The sequence below is a fragment of the Cytobacillus sp. FSL R5-0377 genome (assembly GCF_038004385.1).
GTDB lineage: Bacteria > Bacillota > Bacilli > Bacillales > Cytobacillaceae > Cytobacillus.
Genome location: NZ_JBBORA010000001.1, coordinates 709,922 through 728,395 on the forward strand (window position 1 = coordinate 709,922; position 18,474 = coordinate 728,395).

An 18,474-nucleotide genomic window follows, 5' to 3' on the forward strand; every position below is an offset into this window, starting at 1 on the left:
AAGATCCTGTGCCTTCAGCCCTGACCCTCCTTTAAATTAACGTTTTAGATTAACAAGCTCCTGCAGGATTTCATCTGATGTTGTAATGATGCGGGTGTTCGCCTGGAAACCGCGCTGAGCCGTGATCATTTCAGTGAATTCTTCAGACAGGTCTACGTTTGACATTTCCAGGGTCCCAGAAACGAGTACTCCAGCACCATTTTCTCCCGGGGTTAATGGGACTGCGTCTCCTGAGTTTACAGTGTCCTTATAAAGATTGTCTCCAATCTTTTCAAGGCCGCCATTATTATTAAAGCGGGCTATTCCAATTGGCCCGGTAGTCTGCAGGGTATCATTCCCGTCTATTAAAAAGTTTATAGTTCCGTCATTCGAAATGCTTAAACTTTTTATAACAGTTGCATCCCCGCCGTTTAATTGGATTGCTGCACCATCAGATCCTTTAACTTTATCTCCTGATGCAGTAACAAGATTTGCATTATCATCAAGATACAAATTCCCGGCACGGGTATAATAGGTGTTGTTTCCTCGCTGCACCATCAAATAGCCATCACCTTGAATCCCTATATCCAAAACACGGCCAGTGGTTTGAAGACTTCCCTGGGTATCAATTGTATCTATGGAGGATAATTGCGAACCAAGACCTACTTGCTTTGGATTGATACCGCCCGAATTGTCTCCACTTCCTGTTGCGCCCGAAATTGTCTGGCTCACCATATCTTTAAAATTTACCCGACCCTTTTTATATCCAAAAGTATTAACATTCGCAATATTATTCCCGATTACATCCAGCTTTGTCTGAAAGTTTTTCATACCGCTTATACCTGAATACATTGAACGTAACATTAGTTAGTTGCTCCTCTCATTATGCTGCTTCTGTCAGTCCGCAGCTTTGGCCCCCTTATATGGTCCAGCCTAGTTATTATCCAGAATTATGGTTCCATTGATATTTGTGAAGATTTGGGTTTGAGCTTCTTTACGATCCATCGCAGTAATCACAGTATTATTCTTTGCACTTACTATAAGTGCTGCTTCTTCAAGCAATACAAGGGAATCTTTAACACCCATTTGCTTGGCCTCCCGAACTTTCTCTTCAATTTGCCCCCAACGCTCTCCGCTTATTTGTATGCCTCTTTGTTGCAGTCTCTGTTGAGCGTGCTTGCTGACAATTAAATTACTCTCAGTCTGTAAGGCCGTCTGGAGGTGGGCTGAAAAAGGATTTTTCGATTGCTTTGATGTTTGAACAGCATTCCCTTTAGGTGTAATTACCGGCTGGGTGTGGATCGGACGATAAATAAGTTTATCCAACCGCTCACTTCCTTTTACTCATTTAATTGAGAAATATTTGCCGGTTCAAGCTCCGTTCCATCATCCAAGATAAATATTGCTGTATTATTCTTATACTGGATAGAAACTACTCTACCAGTTCCTTCTTCTATACTTGGAGCCTGGTTAGGTTCGCTTGATTCGGTCAATTTATGCCAGATTACATTTTTCCCTAAAAAATTATTGTATGTCATCAGCTGGTTCTGCTCCTGAAAAACCAATAACTTCTCCATCGTCTTATTCATATTAGTCATCTGCTCCAAGGACGAAAAGGTTGCCATTTGTGCAATGAAATCCTTGTCCTGCATCGGATTCATTGGATCCTGGTTTTGCAGCTGCGTCATTAAAATTTTCAGGAAATCATCTTTGCCTAAAATATCAGAGCCGGTTTTTCGGGTTTGGCTTTTGTAGTTTGATAGCATTAAAGATGAATCTATTGTATTTGCCAACTATCTCACTCCTATGCTTCTGTATGAAGAAGCGCTTCTTCAAAAGAGCTGTTAAATTCTCTCTCAGGCTGTTTATTTTGGTCATCCCTGTTCTGTTGCTGCCTTTGTTCCTGCTGCTGGGAATCCTTGTTAAAAGACCGATCCTGCTGCGTCAATTGCTGGGAAATTTCTATTCTTTCAATCTGGATGTTTTGGGAACTAAAGGCCTGCTTCAATCCGTTAATATGTGAATCCAGAATTTCCTTAGCCGCTCCAGAGGCAGTAAGTATCCTGGCAATCATCGCTGAGTCCTTTTGAATAAGCTCTATGCGCAGCCCTCCAAGATGGTCAGGGTTCAGCTTGATAAATAACTTTTGTGTCCCGCCTGTTTTGAGGAAACTGCTTTTGGATAATATGTTTTCAAATTGCTGCATAAGCTGGTCTGCACTTACTGCCCTTCCCTGATGATTCAGAAGAGCCATCTGTTCAGGCTTTGTAAAGGATTGAACCTGAATAAATCCCTGGAAACCCGCTTCTGACCTATGTATGCTATTTGCACCAGCCTGAAGCGCAGGTTCATTTGCAGCATTATTTGGCTGTTTTACAGAGTTTAGTTCGTTTGCAAGCGGGATAAAGTGCTTCTGTAAAATTCCCTCTCTATTGTTTATCAGACTTTCTACTTTTACCTGAATATTATTCAGGAAATCTTTCAGGTTTGGTGTACTAGTGTAAAAGTCCTGTTTCGCAGACAGAATATCATACAGTTTCAGAGCTTTTAATGCCCCGTTAAAATCTTTCCCCTGCAGGTTGATGCCTTCTATTTGACCAAAATCGGAGAGTACTGAAATTAATAAACCGAATTTGTTTTCTGCATCTATATTTCCTATAGGATATACTTCCTTAAGCTTTACTTCCGGCAGAACCTGTTCAATAAAACCCTCAAGCATCTGGACTAATTCTTCCTGCGAAAGATTTAGCTGCTCTGATATGATCTCAGCTATGTCAGTTTCATTTTGAAAGGTGATCATCTCCAGAAGTTCGCTTCCATTTTCCAATTCGGAGATGTCATTTACTTTAAGAATTCGAATAGTTTCGTTTAACTTTTCGATATGATCCTCATCTGCTGCTAACTGATTAATATTATTCTCATTGGCAGACAAAAAGTTTTCTCCTTGTGGTTTGGCGTTACCGATTAAAGCAGAGAAAAGATTTCCAAAATCAGTGCTGCCTGTATCTTGCAGAGATAATTTATCTTCGGATGAAAATTGCGACTGAATAAATCCCAATCCTCCAATTTGCACTCAATTCACCTCCTCTCAAGATTTTAATTACTGGATCTGTTCTTTTCTTTGGCAGCTGTTAAAAGTGCTGTATATCGTGCAGCGTCTTTAGGTTCCATCTTCTCCATAATGGCGGCCAGCGTGTCAGAATTAACTGTTGATAATATTTTTACAGCTTCTTCATCCTTCATTTCAGTTAAAATAGGTGCTGCTTTTTTAGCAGAAATTCTTTCATAAGTCCTTACGATGTCTTTAAACGCTCGCTTGTTTTCTTCCTTAATAGCCGTAAGCTCGCTGATTTCTTCCTCCAGCCTTTGCTTTTCCAGTCCTGCTCTTTCTATTTCAACCTCTTTGCTGTCAAGCTCGCTTTCCAGCTGGAAAATCCTTGCTTCACGATCTTTTACTTCTGCCCGCAGGCTAATGAGCTGCTCCTCCATCACTTCCTGTGAACGGGATTTTGTATCATCAAAAACCTCAGCTATAAAAGGCACCTTCTGGGTAAATTCTTTAGCTGTATCAAAAATGTTGTTTCCTGTTATTGTAAAAATCAGCAGGGCTACGGTTATTCCGAAAAGGATGGGGATTAAGAATGCATATATAAACCATTGAAACCTGCTTGTTTTGGGAGTCTCTTGTTCTTCCTGCATTTTTTTCATTTAACCACCTAATCTCCCCGATTCATAAACAGCTGAATCGAGATCTCATCCATTTGCCTTCCTTCTGCTTGCTTCATGCCTTCCAGAAAAAATGCTAAATCTTTTTCCTGCATTTTTTCATACTTTTTTACTTCAATGTTTTTTTCCATTAGTTTTTCCTGCTGAAAATTCATTTGGTTTCTTGCATTCGCCACCATCTTTTGATAATGATCAATCGTCTTCTCAAGGCTGCTCACAAAATGCTGGTGATGCCTGATTTCCTGGACCGGAAGTCCATTTTCCAGTCTTGATTGCTGATATTCTTCCAGATCTTCTTTCTTTTTCAGCAGATCGTATAGTTTCTTAGCAGTTTCTTCGAATCGTTTTACAGCCTGATTGTATATATCGAACGCCTGATCTTTTTCTTTTTCTTTGATCTTCAGGATTTTATTGAATTTAAATTGGTACTGCATTTTTTATTCCCCTTTACCAGCTAATCTCTTTAATTGGCTGATGCTTTCCAAGATAGAAATTTTTTCATTCGTTTCTTGTTTTAAAAAAGAGATTATCGAAGGATACAACTGTATAGCTTCGTCTATTTCCATCGATGAACCCCGTTTGTAAGCTCCAATATTAATTAAATCCTCTGCATTGATATATGTGCTTAACATCTCTCTCACTTTTTCTGCTGACTTAATATGAAAGGAATCTGTAATATGATTCATTACCCGGCTTACGCTTTTTAGGACATTTATAGCTGGATATTGCCCCTTATTTGCTAGCGATCTGTCCAGAACAAAGTGTCCATCCAGTATTCCCCTGACTGTATCTGCAATCGGCTCATTCATATCATCCCCGTCCACCAGCACGGTATAAAATGCCGTTATAGAGCCATATTCATTTGTTCCGGTTCTTTCCAGAAGTTTAGGCAATACAGCAAAGACAGATGGGGTATACCCTTTCGTTGTTGGCGGTTCTCCGACTGCAAGGCCTACTTCACGCTGAGCCATTGCCACCCGTGTTACCGAATCCATCATTAGCATGACATTTAAGCCCTTGTCCCTGAAATATTCAGCAATAGCAGTGGCTGTATATGCCCCTTTAATTCTCATGAGTGCCGGCTGATCAGAAGTAGCAACCACCACGATGGATCTTTTCAAACCTTCCGGGCCTAAGTCCCTCTCAATAAATCCCCTGACTTCTCTGCCTCTCTCCCCAATAAGAGCAATCACATTTAAATCGGCATTTGTATTACGGGCTATCATTCCAAGAAGTGTGCTTTTCCCGACACCGCTTCCTGCAAAAATCCCGACTCGCTGACCGATTCCTACAGTAAGCAGGCTGTCGATCATTCTTACACCTACTTCAATAGGCTCAGAGATCGGCGGCCTTTTCAGCGGATTAGGAGGAGTTTGTTCCGTTAGAACTGGCTTCAGCCCTTTTGGGAGCATAGACCCATCGAGAGGCTGTCCGAGTGAGTCTATTGCCTGTCCGATAAGAGCTGGGCCTATCTTCACCTCAAGAGGTCTAGCGGTTGTTTCGACAAGAGATCCTGGTGATATGTCCTGTACATCTGTATAAGGCATAAGGATCACATTCTCATTCTTAAACCCGACTACTTCCGCCTGGATCTTTCTTGTGCGCCCATTACCGATATGGATAATGCAGACATCCCCGATTGAACTTTCCGGTCCTTGTGACTCAATCATCAGACCCACTACTCTTTTTACCCTGCCAAAACGCTTAAAGCTATCTACTTTTTCAATCTCGCTGATCAGCTGTTCAAGCTTCAATTTGATTCACTCTCCAGCATCTCAAAGAGTTTACTTTTTATTTCTTCAAGCTGGCTGTCAACACTGGCTTCAATTCTTCCGTTTGCTGATTCAATGACGCAGCTTGTATTGCTTAATTCCTCATCTGGATAAATATATAAATCTGTCTCTTTAGGAAAAACGCGGATTAGTTCTTCCTTATGAGATAGAACCAAGTCATAATGCACTGGGTGCACATGAAGCTGTATCTCTGTGTATTCTCTTGCTTCCTTTAGAGCCCTTTTTACAATAGAAAGAAATTGGTCACTGTCCTGTTCTAGAACTTCACCAAGTATTTTCCCTGCAACCTTTAATCCAAGATCCAGAATGGTCCGTTCTGATGATTCAATGTGCTGCTGATAATCATGTTTGGCGGAGTCTACCACTTCTCTTGCCATCTGAATCAGGTCAGTGTATTCCGTAAGAGCACTTTGTCTGCCTTCTTCTGCTCCAGCAGCAAATCCATGTGTTCTGGCTTCTTCAAAAACTTTTTGTTTTTCCTGTTCAAGCACCCCTCGCTGCTCTTCCATTTGCCGGGCCAAATTTTCTGAATCTATTCTTGCAGTATTGACAATCCATTCAGCTTCCTCATGGGCCTTGTTCAGCATGGCTTGAACCTCTTCATAGGGTCTCACTGAACACTGCTCCACTTCCTCTTCATTGTGGTTTAAATGGCTGTGCAGATGTCTGATCGAAATGACTTTTTTTTCTTCAATTGGCACTGCAGGTGAGTATGATTTTATTAGCCTAGACAATAATATCCTCTCCTCCGCCGCGGGCGACGATAATTTCCCCTGATTCTTCCAATCTTCTTATAATGCCAACGATTCTTGATTGTGCCTCTTCAACATCTCTTAGTCTCACAGGACCCATGTATTCCATTTCATCCTTGAAGGTTTCAACCATTCTGGAAGACATGTTTTTAAAGACAATTTCTTTAACTTCATCACTCGATACTTTCAGCGATAGCATGAGGTCTTCACTTTCACAATCACGGATGACACGCTGTATTGCGCGGCTGTCTAGGGTAACGATATCTTCAAACACAAACATTCTCTTCTTAATTTCCTCAGCAAGCTCTGGATCCTGAATCTCCAGTGCATCCAGAATTGTCCTTTCTGTTGCACGGTCAACTCCATTAAGGACATCAACCACCGATTCAATCCCGCCGGTCTGAGTATAATCCTGAGTTACAGTAGAAGACAGTTTTCTTTCAAGTATCTGTTCAACTTCATTAATGATCTCAGGAGATGTACTATCCATTACAGCAATCCTTCTTGCAATATCCGCCTGCATTTCCTGCGGCAGCTCTGACAGAATTTGCCCGGCCTGTGCAGGATCCAGATAAGACAATATCAAGGAGATGGTTTGCGGGTGTTCATTTTGAATAAAATTTAGAATTTGTGCAGGGTCAGCCTTCCTCGCAAAATCGAAAGGTCTTACCTGAAGAGAAGACGTCAGCCTGTTTATAATGGCTGAAGCCTGCTCAGTACCAAGTGCCTTCTCGAGAACTGTTTTTGCATAGCCAATGCCGCCCTGTGTTATATAGTCCTGTGCCAGGGCAATTTGATGGAATTCTTCGAGAATTTCTTCTTTAGCGAACGAATCAACTTTTCTGACCCCGGAGATTTCCAGGGTTAATTTTTCTATTTCTTCTTCACTTAAATGTTTATAAATAGAGGATGCAACATCAGGACCGAGTGAAATAAGAAGAATTGCCGCTTTTTGCTTACCTGTTAGTTCTCTTTGTTCTTTTTTTGGCATTTTTTATCCCCCTTAATCTTCTGCGATCCATGTACGCAGCAGCTTTGCAAAGTCTTCAGGCTTTTCTTTTGCCATTTTCTCCAGCTGTTTACGCCTCATTGTACTTTCCGTTTCATGCTCTTCATTAACATCCGGTATGTTGACTGTGTCCAATGCATGTGATTCTATCTCTTTTTCTTGTATATGGTTCTTTCTGGCTTTTATAAAAAGGAAGATTAATAGAGCAATTATTAAAAGAAGCATTCCCCCAATTGCATAAATCCACCAGGGAATCTTGGTGCTTGTCTCATTAGGGAATTCAACTTTACCATTGAACGGCTGTACAGAAACAGCGATTTTTTCCTGAATCGCGTCGTCTGTTAATTCCTCTTCAACTGCAGCATCCTTATTAATTGTTGTGCGGACCACAGTCCCAAGAATTTTTGTAATATCATTAATTCTTTCCTGCGGAAGTGATGCAGGATCATCCGCAGTCGGGGGTTCCACCATTACCTGGATCCCTAAATCCCTGACTTTATATGGACTTTCAACTATTTCTTTGCGAATTTTATTAACTTCATTATTAATAGTCTCTTCTATTCGTTCATAATCCCCGTTTGAATTTCCAATTTCTTGGTAAGAACCTGCAACAGTACCGGCAGGCTCGTCGTTTCCTCCAGCAGGAGTAAATCCGCCTGCAGCATCACCGTTTCCAGTAAACGTTTCCGTTATCTTTTGAGCACTGATCGCCAGCCCTTCCATATTTTCTTCATCAACAGGTGCAACAAGGTTCTCTTCCCTGTTTTCCTGGGTAAAGTCAATATCGGCTGTTACTGATACAACCACTTTATCCTGGCCCATTAAAGTCCCCAGCATGTTCTGCACCTGGCGCTGTACATCCCGCTCGATTTCTTTCTTGATTTCATGCTGTGCCGCAAATGTGCTTTTAGGTGAAGAATTTTGTTCATTTTTCAAATCAAAATACTCAAAAAACTGGTTGGTAATGACGATATTATCAGTGGGAAGGTTTGGTATACTTTTCGAAGCCAAGTGGTAAAGCGCCTGAATTTGCGATTCTTCAAATTGGTGTCCTGGTTTTGTGTTAAGAACAATTGAAGCAGAGGCTTCCTCTGATGGATCATTAACAAAGATGCCTTTTGCCGGAAGGTTAATCATTACCTTGGCATCATTGACACCTTCGATCCCTTTCATTAAATTTGCAAGCTCAGTCTGCATTGCTTCCAGCTTCAGAACATTGAACTCATTTTCAGTCATGCCAATTCCTGCATTTTGGCTAAAAAATGAATAATCAATGCTGCCCGACTTCGGAATACCTTCTGCAGCCAGCTCTACTTTCAGAGTATCTACTGATTCTTCAGGTACTTTAATTGTTGTTCCGCCATCTGCTATTTCAGATACAATTCCTCTCGTATCAAGACTTTCTTTTATCGTTCCAGTTTCAGAAGGTGTCAGGTTGCTGTATAGAGGAACGAGATTCGTTCTGGTACTGAGGATAGCAGCAGCTGCAATCAGCAGTATACATAATGCAGCTGCACCAATCATTATAGTTTTTTGCTTTTTTGACCTGCTCACCCAGTAGGCTTTCAAATTGCTTATATATATCTGTAGCGTCTCTTTCATCCCAATCCTCCGGTTATTCTGTCTTAGCTAATAACCGCCATAACTAGTTTTTAGCTTTAATCATTTTCTTTCATTAAAAAATTGAAAAAACCCCACCTATCAGAGGATTCTTTCAATTTTCTAAGTTTTTCAATGGAAGTGCCTTAGTATTAAACCTGCATTCTCATCGCTTCCTGATAAGCTTCTATTACTTTATTTCTGATTTCGAGAGCTGCCTGCATCGTGATGCTCGCTTTCTGTGAAGTAATCATCACCTGGTGAAGATCGATATTTTCTCCCTTTGCAAGCTTTTCAGTCATAGCGTCTGACAGAATCTGTGCATTATTTATTTTTTCAATTGATTGCTTTAAAACCGACGAAAAACTTTGCTGAGCATCGAATGATGTATATGTATGAGTCTTTTGGTTTTCAGCGGGCTTTATTGTATTCACTGGCATAAACATGATATTTCTCATTTAAAGGTTCTCCTTATTTGCCGATTTCCAATGCTTTCATCATCATGCCTTTAGAGGCATTAAAAACCGTAACATTAGCTTCATAGGATCTTGTTGCACTAATAAGATCTGCCATTTCTCTTAAAGGATCCACATTTGGCATTTCAACATATCCATCTTCATTAGCATCAACATGCGAAGGATCATAAACCATTTTAGTTGGGGTTACCCGATCTTCTACAATTCTGGACACCTTTACCCCGTTCCCTGCAGAATTTCTCCCCTTTTGGCTTATGGCCATATTCAAGAAAGATGAAAATTGCCCTTCTTTCGGTTCCAGTACCACTGACTTCCTTCTATAGGGTCCGGCTCCATTTATACTTCTTGTAGAATCAGCATTAGCCATATTAGAAGAAATTACATCCATCCGGAGCCTTTGGGCAGTTAGCGCCGATGCTGTATTATTCATACTATGAAACATAGACATTACTATTTGCCTCCCCGCAATACATTCTGCAGACTGGAAAACTTGCCGCTTACTCGTTCAATAACTGCATTATAGTAAATCTGATTTGAAGCCAGATCCGCCATTTCCTTATCCAAATCAACGCTATTGCCGTTATGGTTGTAGGAAGAATCAGGTTTTGTTACTATACCTTGCCCTGGAGATGAAGCGTTTTTAAACTCGTAATGTCTGAAATCACTTTTGTTTGCTTCCATTGAATCATTTAAAACACTTTTGAAAGCTGCTTTAAAGCTTGCATCTTTTGCTTTATAGTTTGGTGTATCAGCATTTGCAATATTTTGTGATATTACTTTTTGTTTGAGCGATGAATAATTAAGTGCTTGTTCTAATGTAGATAGAGTGCCAGAAAACAGCTTCAATCAAAACACCTCGAATAAAAACATTTTTATATGGTAATAATTGTAGAAATTTGTTGATAATGGACAAAATATGTCATCATAAACATTATTGTAATGAATACGAAATAATATGTCTATGTACATAAGAGTAATTTTACTAATACTTTTGGCCTATTTTCGACAAATCTTTAAAATATGCTGAAAGTTACATAAGGTAATTGGATGTATTTACCATAATTACTCCGCACCTGATTCCTTCCGAATTTTATTGACATCCACTATAGTAGATCTTTTAACCTATATAACTGATTGATATATTTGAAATTTATATAACACATGACCAATGAACTTATAAAAAATGTTTAAAATACATAAATTTACCAGCATTAAATGTAATGAATTTGTAACAAAAAAAACCCGCCACTGAGGGTCGGGTTTAAAGAAATTTATTAGTTTGATTTCAGCTTTTCCAATTCAAACAGGAATTTGTCATTTAGGACTTTGATATAAGTACCCTTCATTCCTAAAGAACGGGACTCAATGACTCCTGCACTTTCCAGTTTTCTTAGAGCATTAACGATTACAGAGCGGGTAATGCCTACACGATCCGCAATTTTTGATGCAACAAGAAGTCCTTCATTGCCGTTAAGCTCTTCAAAGATATGCTCAATCGCTTCAAGCTCACTGTAAGAAAGTGAACTGATTGCCATTTGTACAACCGCTTTGCTGCGCGCTTCTTCTTCTATTTCTTCCGCTTTTTCACGCAGAATTTCCATGCCAACTACTGTCGCACCATATTCAGCAAGAATTAAATCATCATCATGGAACTGTTCCTGTAATCTTGCAAGAATTAGTGTGCCAAGACGCTCCCCGCCGCCAATGATCGGAACAATCGTAGTCAAGCCACTGGCAAAAAGTTCTTTATTTTCTACTGGAAATGCAGTATATTCACTCTCCATATCCAGATTAGAAGAAGTTTCCTGGATGTTAAATAAATTCTTCGTATATTCTTCAGGGAACTGACGATCTTCAAGCATTTGTTTCATACGCTCGTTTTCGATTTGCTGATTTACAGCAAACCCAAGCAGTTTGCCTCTGCGGCTTACTACGAAGATATTTGCTTCGATTACATCGCTTAGTGTTTCTGACATTTCTTTGAAATTAACCGGCTTCCCGGCTGCTCTTTGAAGCATTGCATTAATTTTTCTAGTTTTTGTTAATAAATCCATTGTATTTCCTCCTATTTGCTGCAACCCATAAACATATATTTTGTTAAAATTAAATAAGTTATTGCTGTTGTTGACTTTTTTCAGTATTCATTTTTCCATACCCTTTGCCTTTGTTCTTTAAACAATAAGGTCACAGTATAAACTGGCTTAAATCCTTATTGCGGGAAATGGCACCGAGTTTCTCCTCAACATATTGAGGGGTAATTGTGATTTTTTCCATGGTGATGTCCGGTGCTTCAAATGATAAATCTTCAAGAAGTTTTTCCATGATTGTATGAAGACGCCTTGCACCAATATTATCCGTATTCTGGTTAACTTCGAAAGCAAATTGAGCAATCCTATGAATAGCATCGTCAGAAAATTCAATTTGTATACCTTCTGTTACCAATAATGCTTCATATTGTTTAATTAATGCATTATCGGGCTCCACAAGTATCTTGTAGAAATCTTCCACAGTCAGCTTAGTCAGCTCCACACGGATCGGAAAACGTCCCTGTAATTCCGGAATCAGGTCAGAAGGCTTTGCCATATGGAAAGCACCTGCAGCAATAAACAATACATGGTCGGTTTTTACAGATCCGTATTTTGTTACTACTGTTGAACCTTCAACCACCGGCAAAATATCTCTTTGAACCCCTTCCCTTGAGACATCTGCAGATGAACCGCCACTATTTTTGCTGGCAATTTTATCGATTTCATCAATAAATATTATTCCTGACTGTTCAGCACGGAAAACAGCCTCTTGGCCGACTTCATCCATATCAATCAGCTTTTGGGCTTCTTCATTTGTTAAGATCTTTCTGGCTTCTCTTACAGTCAGTTTTCTTTTTTTCCTTTTCTTAGGCATAAGATTGCTTAGGGCATCCTGCATATTCATGCCCATTTGCTCCATTCCTGAGCCCTGAAGCATGTCAAACATGGAAGGCTGCTGCTCCTCCACTTCAACGGTAATAACTTCATTTTCCAATTCGCCAAGTGCAAGCTTTTCTTTTACAATCTTGCGCTTTTCCTGGAGGTTTAAATCTTCTGTCTGATACGTATCCTGCTGCTGATCATTACCTCCGCCAAATAGCATTTCAAGTGGATTTTTATAATTAGCTGTTTTTTTGGCACCAGGTACTAGCAGTTCAAGTATGCGGCGATTGGCATTCTCTTCTGCTCTTTCCTTTACACTGGCCATCTTTTCTTCTTTTACAAGACGGACTGATGTTTCCACAAGATCCCTTACCATGGATTCAACATCTCTGCCGACATAACCAACTTCAGTGAATTTAGTTGCCTCCACCTTAACAAATGGTGCACCCACCAATTTAGCCATTCTGCGCGCAATTTCAGTCTTTCCTACTCCAGTTGGGCCGATCATCAATATATTTTTAGGATTTATTTCTTCCCGCAGTTTTTCTTCAAGCAAGCTGCGGCGATAGCGATTTCTAAGAGCTATAGCAACCGCTTTTTTTGCATCTTTTTGACCGATAATATATTGATCCAGGCGCTCAACAATTTGGCGTGGAGTTAAACTTGTTCCTTTACCCATGTAACAGCACTCCTTTTATTAGAGTTCTTCCACTATAATGTTGTGGTTTGTATATACACATATTTCGGCAGCCATTTCCAGAGAGGCCTTGGCGATTTCTCTTGCTGACAAGTGTTCACCTGCAAATCTTTTTAGGGAACGTCCAGCTGCAAGAGCATAATTGCCTCCTGATCCAATAGCCAGAATCCCATCATCCGGCTCAATAACTTCACCTGTACCGGAGATGAGCAGCAGACTATCACTATTCATTACAATAAGCATTGCTTCAAGCTTGCGCAGAACCTTATCGCTTCTCCATTCTTTTGCAAGCTCTACAGCTGCTCTCTCAAGGTTTCCATTATACTCTTCAAGCTTTCCTTCAAACATTTCAAATAACGTAAATGCATCAGCAACTGAGCCTGCGAATCCTGCAAGCACCTTCCCGTTGAACAGCTTTCTGACTTTTTTTGCAGTGTGCTTCATTACAACTGCATTTCCAAAAGTAACCTGGCCGTCGCCGGACATTGCACATTCTCCATTATGATGCACAGCAAATATTGTTGTTGCATGAAATTCGGACATGAAAGACTCCTCCTTTGGAGCATATTGCCTTTAGATTTTTCTGCAGACTATTCGTTATTGGCTTTTTCCGCTATGCTCGCGGATGATGGGCCAAATAAGTTTTTTTCAAGTATTCATTCGTAACATGTGTATATACCTGGGTTGAAGATAGAAATGCGTGTCCAAGCAATTCCTGGACTGTTCTCATATCAGCCCCATTAGCCATTAGATGCGTCGCAAATGTGTGGCGAAGCATATGGGGGTGGATTTTGCCTGTTAAGGATGATTTCTCTATCATCCGGTCAAGAATGGTCCTGATTCCTCTTGCTGTAAGAGGACCGCCCCGGGCATTCAGAAACAAATTTTCCTGCACATTCCCATTTCCAAGCAATTCTTTACGTCCATGGTTTATGTATGTTTCAATTGCGTCCTGGGCGAAGCTTCCGAAAGGGACATACCTTTCTTTGCTGCCCTTTCCCCTTACAAGAACCGTTGATAAATGCATATCCAGGTCCTTTAAGCGGATTTGACTGCATTCACTAACGCGGATGCCGGTTGCATATAATATTTCAAGAAGGGCTTTATTTCTTTGCCCCAGAGGAGTGGCTGATTCACAAGCATCAAAAAGCTGTTTCATTTCTTTTTCATAGAAAAATTCCGGCAGCTTTTTCTGTGCTTTCGGAATGGAAACAAGTGCGAATGGATTCTCAGCAACTATCTCTTCTCTCAGCAAAAATTTAAAAAAGCTCCTTAGGCTTGATATTTTTCTCGCAACTGACTTGCGCGACATCTTTTTTTCGAAAAGATCAGTGAGATATATCCTGACATCCTGATACTCGACCTTTGTTAAGTCTGGAATCGCTTGTTCAGACATGAACATAAAAAACTCACTAATATCATACTGGTAATGTTCAATAGTATATTGTGAATAATTTTTCTCAATTTGTAAATATTCAATAAACAACTTTAAAGAAACGTTCACATTTTCAGACATTAAATGTTCACCTCGCATGGGCTACTAAATATTATCACAACTCAGCAGCCCAATGCAACATAATTTACAAATTTTTCATAAAGTTCTGAATTGTTCCTAATGCTCTTTCAGCATGCTTTTCATTTCTTTCTTTTTTTCCTCTTATTTTTTCGGGAAGTTCAGGGAATAAACCAAAATTAGCATTCATAGGCTGGAAACTCTTCGGGTTTGCTGTGGTAATATAACGTGCCATGCTTCCTATCGCTGTCTCATGAGGAAACTCTATTGGATCTTCGCCTAATACAATCCTTGCAGCATTAATGCCTGCCACAAGTCCGCTGGCTGCCGATTCAACATACCCTTCAACTCCGGTCATTTGCCCTGCAAAGAATAAATCATCCCTATTCCTGAACTGATATGTTGCACGAAGGACTTTTGGAGAATTGATAAATGTATTCCGGTGCATAACACCATATCTTACTATCTCTGCATTTTCAAGGCCAGGAATCAAGCGGATTACCTCTTTTTGTGGACCCCATTTCAAATGTGTCTGAAAACCTACAATATTATAAAGCGTTCCTGCTGCATCATCCTGGCGGAGCTGGACAACTGCATATGGCCTTTTTCCTGTTTTAGGGTCTTCTAAACCTACTGGCTTCATCGGTCCGAAAAGCATTGTTTTCTTTCCTCTGTTTGCCATCACTTCTATTGGCATACAGCCCTCAAAAAAGATTTCCTTTTCAAATTCCTTTAGCGGAACTGTTTCCGCGGAGGTAAGAGCCTCGTAAAAGCGGTCAAATTCTTCCTCCGTCATTGGACAATTGAGATACGCCGCCTCTCCTTTGTCATAACGTGATTTCAAATAAACTTTATTCATATCAATTGAATCTTTTTCGATAATTGGAGCTGCTGCATCATAGAAATATAAATAATCTTCCCCGGACAGCTCTTTTAATTTTGCTGATAAAGCTTCACTTGTTAGCGGTCCAGTAGCGATAATAGTTGGCCCTTCCGGAATATCCTTCACTTCTTCGTTAATGACCGTTACATTCGGATGGTTTTTAACTTGTTCAGTTACACGGGCTGCAAAATCATGGCGGTCAACTGCCAGTGCTCCGCCTGCTGGAACTGCACTGCTGTCAGCTGAATGGATGATAACAGAATTCAGCTTTCTCATTTCTTCCTTTAATACCCCGACTGCATTTGTTAAAGTATTTGCACGCAGGGAATTGCTGCAGACAAGTTCTGCAAATTTATCAGTGTGATGAGCAGGAGTCTGCCTTACCGGCCTCATTTCGTAGAGCCTTACCTTGATCCCTCTGCTCGCAAGCTGCCAAGCTGCCTCACTGCCTGCAAGACCTGCGCCAATTACATTCACTGCTGTATCTTTCATTAATTAAACCTCCATATATCCTATGATGACGATGTCATGAATAATTAATATTTTTAGGAACAGTCTTTCTTACTTTACCCTGTTCTTATTCATTTTGCCATTTTACAATACGATTTAAAAATAAAAAAGTTTCATGTCCTAATTTCGCTGAAAAAGCCAGGCGGGCTGGAATTATTTTGGATACTGAACCCATCAATAGAAAAGAGTGAGCATTTAAGCTCACCCTTAACTTTGCTTTTCTTCCTTATAGTCGCATTCAACACACTGAACCTGAACGCCTTTTTTGAGTTTTTTCTCAACCAGAAGGTTTTCGCATTTTGGACAGCTTCTCGGCAGCGGCTTATCCCAAGAAATAAAGTCACACTCAGGGAAGCTGTCACAGCCGTAGAAGATCCGCCGCTTTTTGCTTTTTCTTTCAATTATATTTCCTTCATTGCACTTTGGACATTTCACACCGATGTCCTTAACAATCGGTTTGGTATTGCGGCAGTCAGGGAAATTACTGCAGGCCATGAACTTTCCATAACGTCCCATCTTGAACACCATAGGATTTCCGCATTGTTCACAGTCCTCACCGGCAGGTTCATCCTTAATTTCTACTTCCTGCATTTCCTTTTCCGCTATTTTAAGATTCTTTTCAAAGTCTCCATAAAAATCATCTATGATCTTTACCCAATTGACTTTGCCCTCTTCTACATAGTCCAGGTCTTTTTCCATCTTTGCGGTAAACTCGATATCAAGAATCTCAGGGAAGAATTCCATGATTAATTCAAGAACGATTTCACCAAGTTCGGTCGGAATAAAACGTTTATTGTCCAGAGCAACATATCCGCGTTTTTGAATTGTATCAAGTGTCGGAGCGAACGTAGATGGCCTCCCAATCCCCTGTTCTTCAAGTGTTTTCACCAGTCTTGCCTCAGTATACCTTGGAGGAGGCTGTGTGAAGTGCTGTTTAGGTTCGATGTCTTTTTTAAGGACTTCATCTCCTTCCTGAAGATCAGGGAGCATATTATCTTTTTCCTCAGACTGATCATCAGTGCCTTCAACATACACTTTCATGAAACCTGGAAATTTCACTTTAGAGCCTGTTGCCCGAAAAATCACTTCTCCATTTTTTAAATCAACACTCATAGTGTCCATAACCGCTGGTGCCATTTGGCTTGCAACAAAGCGTTCCCAGATAAGCCTGTATAATCGAAGCTGATCACGCGACAAGTATTCTTTTAAACTTGCAGGCGACCTTAGCGTACTTGTCGGGCGGATGGCCTCATGGGCATCTTGGGCATTACTGTTTTTCTTTTCTTTTTTCTTTTCACTCTGAAGGAATTCTTTCCCGTAAGAGTTTTGGATATAGTCTGCAGCTTCACTTTGGGCAATTTCAGATATGCGTGTTGAGTCAGTTCTCATATAAGTAATTAAACCGACAGTACCTTCTTTGCCGAGCTCAATTCCTTCATAAAGCTGCTGTGCAAGCATCATCGTTTTCTTGGCACGGAAATTTAATTTTCTTGCAGCTTCCTGCTGAAGTGATGAAGTAGTAAAAGGGGCTGCTGGATTCCGCTTTCTTTCCTTCTTGGTGACTGACTCCACCTTGAATTTATTGCCCTTCATTTTACTTAAAATATTCTGAACATCGCTTTCCGACTTCAATTCAACTTTCTCATTCTTAAATCCGTAAAATGATGCATCGAAGGCTGTTTTCCCTTTAAGGAACTCTCCGTCAATGGACCAGTACTCTTCTGGGATGAAGTCCTTGATTTCCTTTTCGCGGTCGATGATCAATCGGACTGCAACAGACTGCACTCTTCCTGCACTTAACCCTTTTTTCACTTTCTTCCATAGTAAAGGGCTGATATTATAGCCGACCAGTCTATCCAGCATCCTTCTAGCCTGTTGTGCATCAACAAGATCCATATTGATTGGCCTTGGATGCTTGAAGGATTCTTTTATGGCATCTTTTGTAATTTCGTTAAAGACAACACGGCAATTCGAATTAATATCCATATCCAGGCTATGTGCCAAATGCCAGGCAATAGCTTCCCCTTCTCTGTCGGGGTCAGCCGCGAGATAAATTTTCTTAGCTTTTTTTGCCGCAGTCTTAAGCTCTTTTAGAACAGGACCTTTTCCGCGAATGGTTATGTATTTGGGTTCGAAATTATTTTCCACATCTATGCCCATTTGGCTTTTGGGAAGATCTCTGACATGTCCCATAGAAGCTTTTACTTTATATTTTTTTCCTAAATAGCGTTCAATCGTTTTTGCCTTTGCAGGTGACTCAACGATAACAAGAAACTCTGACATCAATAGTCCTCCTTGAGAGGGAATTTTATACATCCAGGCAAAACCTTTATGGAATGCGGTATTTTCACCTGCTAAACTGCCTGTATTTATTATTTATTACCATTAAAGCAGTCTCATTAACTGCGTGTGTACTGAAATATTCATTATTATTCTACATTCTATTCAAGTTTGTCAAACTTAATCAGATTATTTCCGCAACCGTTTCCAAGATAAATCCCTATAATAACTAAATAGCATAGTCTTAATTTCCTTAATACCTGTTGCAAAATGTATAACAGTTTTAATAGAATTTCAACCTTTTTGTAAAAAATCCTTTAAATAAACAAATTTAAAATCAGGGATGTA

19 protein-coding genes are annotated in these 18,474 nt (G+C 40.1%); all 19 read right to left on the bottom strand.

Annotated features, from left to right (window positions below; all coding sequences use genetic code 11):
• Positions 1-36 precede the first annotated feature (36 nt).
• The 19 genes from flgG to topA all read right to left on the bottom strand — a co-directional run bounded on the left by flgG (position 37) and on the right by topA (position 18,129).
• A complete protein-coding gene (gene flgG, locus NSQ49_RS03480; RefSeq protein WP_159862672.1) occupies positions 37-843 on the bottom strand; it encodes a flagellar basal body rod protein FlgG in 807 nt (268 codons plus the stop codon).
• Positions 844-912: 69 nt separating this feature from the next.
• Positions 913-1,305, bottom strand: coding sequence for a TIGR02530 family flagellar biosynthesis protein (locus tag NSQ49_RS03485; RefSeq protein WP_159862671.1), 393 nt, complete (start codon positions 1,303-1,305; stop codon positions 913-915).
• 14 nt (positions 1,306-1,319) lie between these two features.
• On the bottom strand, positions 1,320-1,772 hold the full coding sequence (flgD, locus tag NSQ49_RS03490; RefSeq protein ID WP_159862670.1) for a flagellar hook assembly protein FlgD: 453 nt from the start codon (positions 1,770-1,772) through the stop codon (positions 1,320-1,322).
• An 11-nt stretch (positions 1,773-1,783) separates the two neighbouring features.
• Complete coding sequence (locus NSQ49_RS03495; protein WP_159862669.1) at positions 1,784-3,052, bottom strand: flagellar hook-length control protein FliK; 1,269 nt, start codon at positions 3,050-3,052, stop codon at positions 1,784-1,786.
• A gap of 23 nt (positions 3,053-3,075) precedes the next feature.
• Complete coding sequence (locus NSQ49_RS03500; RefSeq protein ID WP_159862668.1) at positions 3,076-3,687, bottom strand: MotE family protein; 612 nt, start codon at positions 3,685-3,687, stop codon at positions 3,076-3,078.
• Positions 3,688-3,695: 8 nt separating this feature from the next.
• Positions 3,696-4,139 (bottom strand): flagellar export protein FliJ, encoded by a 444-nt coding sequence (gene fliJ / locus NSQ49_RS03505; protein ID WP_159862667.1) that lies wholly within the window; start codon positions 4,137-4,139, stop codon positions 3,696-3,698.
• A gap of 3 nt (positions 4,140-4,142) precedes the next feature.
• The gene (fliI, locus tag NSQ49_RS03510; protein WP_159862666.1) at positions 4,143-5,459 is read right to left on the bottom strand and encodes a flagellar protein export ATPase FliI; all 1,317 of its coding nucleotides are present in this window, start codon (positions 5,457-5,459) and stop codon (positions 4,143-4,145) included.
• Positions 5,456-6,232, bottom strand: coding sequence for a flagellar assembly protein FliH (gene fliH / locus NSQ49_RS03515; RefSeq protein WP_159862665.1), 777 nt, complete (start codon positions 6,230-6,232; stop codon positions 5,456-5,458). The genes fliI and fliH overlap by 4 nt, the downstream gene beginning before the upstream one ends.
• On the bottom strand, positions 6,225-7,241 hold the full coding sequence (gene fliG, locus NSQ49_RS03520) for a flagellar motor switch protein FliG (protein ID WP_251282824.1): 1,017 nt from the start codon (positions 7,239-7,241) through the stop codon (positions 6,225-6,227). Before fliG ends, fliH begins: the two co-directional genes overlap by 8 nt.
• 12 nt (positions 7,242-7,253) lie before the next feature.
• Complete coding sequence (gene fliF, locus NSQ49_RS03525) at positions 7,254-8,861, bottom strand: flagellar basal-body MS-ring/collar protein FliF (RefSeq protein WP_159862663.1); 1,608 nt, start codon at positions 8,859-8,861, stop codon at positions 7,254-7,256.
• 149 nt (positions 8,862-9,010) lie between these two features.
• Entirely contained in the window at positions 9,011-9,316 is a 306-nt protein-coding gene (gene fliE, locus NSQ49_RS03530) for a flagellar hook-basal body complex protein FliE (RefSeq protein ID WP_159862662.1), read from the bottom strand.
• A 13-nt stretch (positions 9,317-9,329) separates the two neighbouring features.
• The gene (gene flgC, locus NSQ49_RS03535) at positions 9,330-9,782 is read right to left on the bottom strand and encodes a flagellar basal body rod protein FlgC (RefSeq protein WP_159862661.1); all 453 of its coding nucleotides are present in this window, start codon (positions 9,780-9,782) and stop codon (positions 9,330-9,332) included.
• A 2-nt stretch (positions 9,783-9,784) separates the two neighbouring features.
• The gene (gene flgB / locus NSQ49_RS03540) at positions 9,785-10,180 is read right to left on the bottom strand and encodes a flagellar basal body rod protein FlgB (RefSeq protein ID WP_159862660.1); all 396 of its coding nucleotides are present in this window, start codon (positions 10,178-10,180) and stop codon (positions 9,785-9,787) included.
• Positions 10,181-10,608: 428 nt separating this feature from the next.
• Positions 10,609-11,388 (bottom strand): GTP-sensing pleiotropic transcriptional regulator CodY, encoded by a 780-nt coding sequence (gene codY / locus NSQ49_RS03545; protein ID WP_159862659.1) that lies wholly within the window; start codon positions 11,386-11,388, stop codon positions 10,609-10,611.
• Positions 11,389-11,518: 130 nt separating this feature from the next.
• Positions 11,519-12,922, bottom strand: a complete 1,404-nt coding sequence (gene hslU, locus NSQ49_RS03550) for an HslU--HslV peptidase ATPase subunit (protein ID WP_159862658.1) — start codon at positions 12,920-12,922, stop codon at positions 11,519-11,521.
• An 18-nt stretch (positions 12,923-12,940) separates the two neighbouring features.
• The gene (hslV, locus tag NSQ49_RS03555; RefSeq protein WP_159862657.1) at positions 12,941-13,483 is read right to left on the bottom strand and encodes an ATP-dependent protease subunit HslV; all 543 of its coding nucleotides are present in this window, start codon (positions 13,481-13,483) and stop codon (positions 12,941-12,943) included.
• A 70-nt stretch (positions 13,484-13,553) separates the two neighbouring features.
• Positions 13,554-14,456, bottom strand: coding sequence for a tyrosine recombinase XerC (gene xerC / locus NSQ49_RS03560; protein ID WP_159862656.1), 903 nt, complete (start codon positions 14,454-14,456; stop codon positions 13,554-13,556).
• Positions 14,457-14,520: 64 nt separating this feature from the next.
• Positions 14,521-15,828, bottom strand: coding sequence for an FADH(2)-oxidizing methylenetetrahydrofolate--tRNA-(uracil(54)-C(5))-methyltransferase TrmFO (gene trmFO / locus NSQ49_RS03565; RefSeq protein ID WP_159862655.1), 1,308 nt, complete (start codon positions 15,826-15,828; stop codon positions 14,521-14,523).
• A 225-nt stretch (positions 15,829-16,053) separates the two neighbouring features.
• Positions 16,054-18,129: a type I DNA topoisomerase gene (gene topA, locus NSQ49_RS03570; protein ID WP_251282823.1), complete on the bottom strand. Its 2,076-nt coding sequence runs from the start codon at positions 18,127-18,129 to the stop codon at positions 16,054-16,056.
• Positions 18,130-18,474: the final 345 nt, after the last annotated feature.

Bases quoted from the DNA above. Each gene is read 5' to 3' on its own strand.
- flgG (WP_159862672.1), bottom strand. From the start codon at position 843: ATGTTACGTTCAATGTATTCAGGTATAAGCGGTATGAAAAACTTTCAG.
- NSQ49_RS03500 (WP_159862668.1), bottom strand. From the start codon at position 3,687: ATGAAAAAAATGCAGGAAGAACAAGAGACTCCCAAAACAAGCAGGTTT.
- fliJ (WP_159862667.1), bottom strand. From the start codon at position 4,139: ATGCAGTACCAATTTAAATTCAATAAAATCCTGAAGATCAAAGAAAAA.
- fliG (WP_251282824.1), bottom strand. From the start codon at position 7,241: ATGCCAAAAAAAGAACAAAGAGAACTAACAGGTAAGCAAAAAGCGGCA.
- fliF (WP_159862663.1), bottom strand. From the start codon at position 8,861: ATGAAAGAGACGCTACAGATATATATAAGCAATTTGAAAGCCTACTGG.
- fliE (WP_159862662.1), bottom strand. From the start codon at position 9,316: ATGAGAAATATCATGTTTATGCCAGTGAATACAATAAAGCCCGCTGAA.
- flgC (WP_159862661.1), bottom strand. From the start codon at position 9,782: ATGTCTATGTTTCATAGTATGAATAATACAGCATCGGCGCTAACTGCC.
- codY (WP_159862659.1), bottom strand. From the start codon at position 11,388: ATGGATTTATTAACAAAAACTAGAAAAATTAATGCAATGCTTCAAAGA.
- hslU (WP_159862658.1), bottom strand. From the start codon at position 12,922: ATGGGTAAAGGAACAAGTTTAACTCCACGCCAAATTGTTGAGCGCCTG.
- hslV (WP_159862657.1), bottom strand. From the start codon at position 13,483: ATGTCCGAATTTCATGCAACAACAATATTTGCTGTGCATCATAATGGA.
- xerC (WP_159862656.1), bottom strand. From the start codon at position 14,456: ATGTCTGAAAATGTGAACGTTTCTTTAAAGTTGTTTATTGAATATTTA.
- trmFO (WP_159862655.1), bottom strand. From the start codon at position 15,828: ATGAAAGATACAGCAGTGAATGTAATTGGCGCAGGTCTTGCAGGCAGT.
- topA (WP_251282823.1), bottom strand. From the start codon at position 18,129: ATGTCAGAGTTTCTTGTTATCGTTGAGTCACCTGCAAAGGCAAAAACG.